Consider the following 3,730-nt stretch of genomic DNA (forward strand, 5'->3'; position numbering starts at 1 on the left):
GCGACGGAGTCCATCTGGCTGATATCCGCCTGAAACTGTGCCCCGACATTAAAACCATGATAGCTGACGACCAACGGCCATTCCTGAGTGCCATCGTACGTGGCCGGCACATAGAGCAGGTAGGTCCGAAGCGAGTCTCCGACCTCTAGACTCCCTTCGAAGTAGGTCCCATTTTGTGCTCGTGCGGTTACGCACATGCACAGGCCCAGGCAGAGAAGTAGCGTATTTCTCATGGTGGAAGAGGTTGAATAGGTGAAGATAGAGCGTGCGATTTTCCCCTAACCTATTCATCTATTGCCTGAAAGATAGGACATGTCCGATCTTTCCACCTTTGTGTCCGATTTACCCTCTATTGAAACCAGAAATGCAAAAAGAGAAATCGCAACATGGTGTCGACTAGCGAATCGAGTAGACCACCTCGTTCTTAATCGTATCAGCCGCAAAGGCGAGCGCCGCGAGGAAAGCCTGTTTTTGAAGCCCGGGATATGCCATTAATAAACCCTCCATGGTCTCGCCGGCAGCCAGCTTCTCCAGCAGCAGATCAACGGGGATCCGGGTGTGCTTGAACACAGGTTTTCCGAAGAGAATCCCTGGATTCGAGTCGATGTAGGGTCTCCAGTCCATTATGGGATTCAGCACCTCAGGTGTACACATATCATCGCGGGGACACCCGTCTGCTACAGCCACCGCAGAGAAAGGGTTTCCCCGGTCACCCTTGCGGCGGGTGTCGCTGGCCGCTTTGTGGCCGAAACGGCCATGACAATGCTTCGGAATAAAGAATTATCACCATTAGGCCTTTTAATCCAGTCAATCGGGGTGGAGCCAGCGCCCCACCCCGAAGGGTTTCCTAGTTCATCAGCCCGCGCTCGGCGAAGCTCGTGTAGGCACGACCTGTGATGATGAGGTGATCGTGGATCGGGATACCGAGGATCTTGCCGGCTTCTACCAATTGCCTCGTGATGCGGATGTCCTCGCGGCTCGGCTCGGGATTGCCGGAGGGATGGTTGTGGCAGCAGACGATCGCGGCAGCATTGGAGAGAATCGCGGCCTGGAATACCATCCGCGGCTCGACGATCGAGGCGGCGAGGCCTCCGCGGGTCAGATGGACGATGTTGATGACTACGTTAGCTGTATTCAGATTTACCGTGAGGAATTCTTCGGCGGCGCACTCATCGAAGTACGGAGCAACAACCCGGGCGACATCTTCAGGGCTATGCACCTGGATTCGGGGCTGAAAACTGTGCGCGACATCGCGAACGAGGCGGACCTGGACGACCGGGGCGCCGTCGAAGGCGAGCTCAAGCTGATGGGTTTCATTCAATCGGGGGAGAGGGGCGGTGTTCATGGCGGCTTACTCCGAAAGACCTGGGGACCGCGACCTTCGCGGCCTTCCGGGAGCCGTCAATGGGGTAGGGATGCCGGCGCAAGCATCCCGCAGCGAAGCGGAGGGACTTGACAGGGCGACGCGTCTTTTTTGCCTCGCGAGGAATTGGACACGCCGCAGGCGGGGACAAGGGGAAAAAAGAGGTGGCGCCCTGTTGCTGCGCCGGCGTCCCTGCCCCAGGCTCTCCGGAGGAAGGCCGCGCGGGTCGCGGGCGCAGGTGTGAAAGTCCGCCAGGGATGCCGCCGCAAACCGGTGGAATAAAAAAATCAAGCGGGCGACATTTGGCCGGCAACTCCGCGACGTTTCGTGGATCTTTATCATCATGATGCAGCCTTCAGCCCAACCATCCATCATGCCCATGACACCCCATTCGCTCCTCTCACGCCGGCGCTTTCTCGGTCAATCGATCAGCGCGCTCGGCATCAGCGCCCTCTATCCGCTACTTCCCGCCAGTCGCGCCTCGGGCCCCGAACCCGCCGTTCCCATGAGGCTCCTGCAGCACGAAATCGGCATCAGTCTCTACGACACGTTTGACCTCCTCGTGGATTGGAACGTCGATGCGGTGGAGCTCTCCGGCAACCTCGGCGTCGATACCGACCTCTGGAAATTCCTGATCCGCACCTGGCGAATCGTACCGAGTGGCGACCAGGTGGCCCTGGCCGACCTCGAGGGCGACGCCCTCGCACAAAAACTCACCTTCAGCGAAGCCGTCGAAAACACCCGTCTTATACTACGCGGGTTACCCGAGGGCACCTACGACAGCCGCGAGCAGGTGCTGCGGATGGCCGACCGGCTCAACGGGATCGCCCGGAGCCTTGCGCCACACGGCATGCAACTCGGCGTCGCGAGCCAGCGGAGCAGCTTCGTCCCCTACAGCGGTGAACTCGCCTGGAATATCCTCGCCGACCACACCGACGAGACGATCGCCCTCCAGTTGAGCACCGCGGACGCCGGCCGCGCCGGCGTGGACGTCGCCGCCCTGCTCTACCGAAACGCCGCGCGCACCCCGAGCACCCGCGTCCGCGGCTTCAAGGCCCAGGACCTCAACGCCACCATCGCCGTGGACGACCTCGACTGGACCCAGATCATCCGCACCAGCCAGCAGATCGGAACGCAGTTTTTTGTGATCGACAGCGACCGAACCGAGGGCGACGACTTCCCGAGCGAACTATTCGCCAACCTGGTGACACTCCGGCTGAAGATGACAGAGTTGGGCATCAAAGTGCCGGCGGGGTACTGGCGGTATTGATGGAAGCATCGGGGGAGGCGAACGGGCGCCTCCCCCGGGCTTTGACTTCTATTCGCCACAGGAGCCGGACGATCTGCTATTCATCCACCCGCCAGACATGTACGGCGCGCTCGGCCATACGCTACTGGCGCTTTTCCAGGATCGGCAGCGTCCAGGCCTCCGGGGCTGCGTCGACCACCGCCCGCGTCAGGACGTAGACGGATTTCCTGTACACATCCATCTTCGTATTGTATCCAACCTGGCCCAGCTGCCGGTTTTCGGCGGCCGTGAGCAGGGTTAGATTACCCATCCGGTACGCATATTCGTCCCATTTCTCCTCTGGAAACGATTCCTCCCAGGTTTCCGATGGGTTTTCCGGGAGGATGTGTTCGATGGTGCCGGGGTCCGTCTCGAAGTCGATGGGTTTTCCCGAGGCATCCTGTTCGAGCCGGCACAGCATGTATTTAACCAGCTTCTTCCGCTGCCCGGACGTTGCCATGGAGAGCTGCTCGAAGTCACTCCGGAATTTTTCGTCCGGCACGTAGATCCGCCGAACCGCCTCGAACACGTCCCGAGCCGTGGTCGCCACGCCACTCAGCACAGCGCTCGCCGCCTCATGGTACACGGGCTCAAGTTCGTTCGGATTGAGTCCGCTGACAACGGTATACCGAAATGAGATCACCACGACCAGTCGAAGCACGCGCTCGAACTCCTGGGGGGAGAACCGCTCGTACGCGGCGAACAGAAGCGGCGTCATCTGCTTCACTCTGAACAGATGCAGCTCGCGGATCCACTGCCGCGCCTCCTTGTGCTCCACCCACAAGGCGTGGCCAGAGTCGCTCAATGCATCAAAAAGCTCGCCCCGGTCTTCGAGCGCGTCGAGGAGTTCGAGTACCTGAGCTGGCCCCTGGACTTCGCCTCGCACGAGTTTGTAGAGCCGGCCGGTTCGGATCTGAGGGTATCTGGTCAGATAATGGTAGCGCAAGAACTCTCCAAACCGCTCCTGGTGCACCGTATTCACGAGGCGTTGCCACCGGCGCTGGACGGCTTCAAGGTCGTGGCCGGCGTTCATACGTGAGAAGAGGTAATTCTTGAGAAGATCCGTCGTGGTCAGCTCC

5 protein-coding genes are annotated in these 3,730 nt (G+C 60.1%); 1 reads left to right on the plus strand and 4 read right to left on the minus strand.

The window, feature by feature from the left end; genetic code table 11:
* The 3 genes from SH809_08220 to SH809_08230 form a co-directional block, all read right to left on the minus strand.
* A partial coding sequence (locus SH809_08220) for a hypothetical protein (protein MDZ4699673.1) occupies positions 1-233 on the minus strand: 233 nt, incomplete at its 3' end.
* A gap of 163 nt (positions 234-396) precedes the next feature.
* Positions 397-687 carry a DUF433 domain-containing protein gene (locus tag SH809_08225; protein ID MDZ4699674.1) on the minus strand — a complete coding sequence of 97 codons (291 nt, stop codon included), beginning with the start codon at positions 685-687 and terminating at the stop codon, positions 397-399.
* A gap of 160 nt (positions 688-847) precedes the next feature.
* Complete coding sequence (locus SH809_08230; protein MDZ4699675.1) at positions 848-1,345, minus strand: JAB domain-containing protein; 498 nt, start codon at positions 1,343-1,345, stop codon at positions 848-850.
* Positions 1,346-1,736: 391 nt separating this feature from the next.
* Between SH809_08230 and SH809_08235 the strand changes: the two genes are divergently transcribed.
* Positions 1,737-2,633, plus strand: coding sequence for a hypothetical protein (locus tag SH809_08235; GenBank protein MDZ4699676.1), 897 nt, complete (start codon positions 1,737-1,739; stop codon positions 2,631-2,633).
* Between the two features lie 121 nt (positions 2,634-2,754).
* Here the strand turns inward: SH809_08235 and SH809_08240 are convergent.
* Positions 2,755-3,730: HNH endonuclease family protein (locus SH809_08240; protein MDZ4699677.1), on the minus strand; the 976-nt coding region annotated here is incomplete at its 5' end.

This window comes from Rhodothermales bacterium (genome assembly GCA_034439735.1).
In the GTDB taxonomy this organism is placed as follows: Bacteria; Bacteroidota; Rhodothermia; order Rhodothermales; family JAHQVL01; genus JAWKNW01.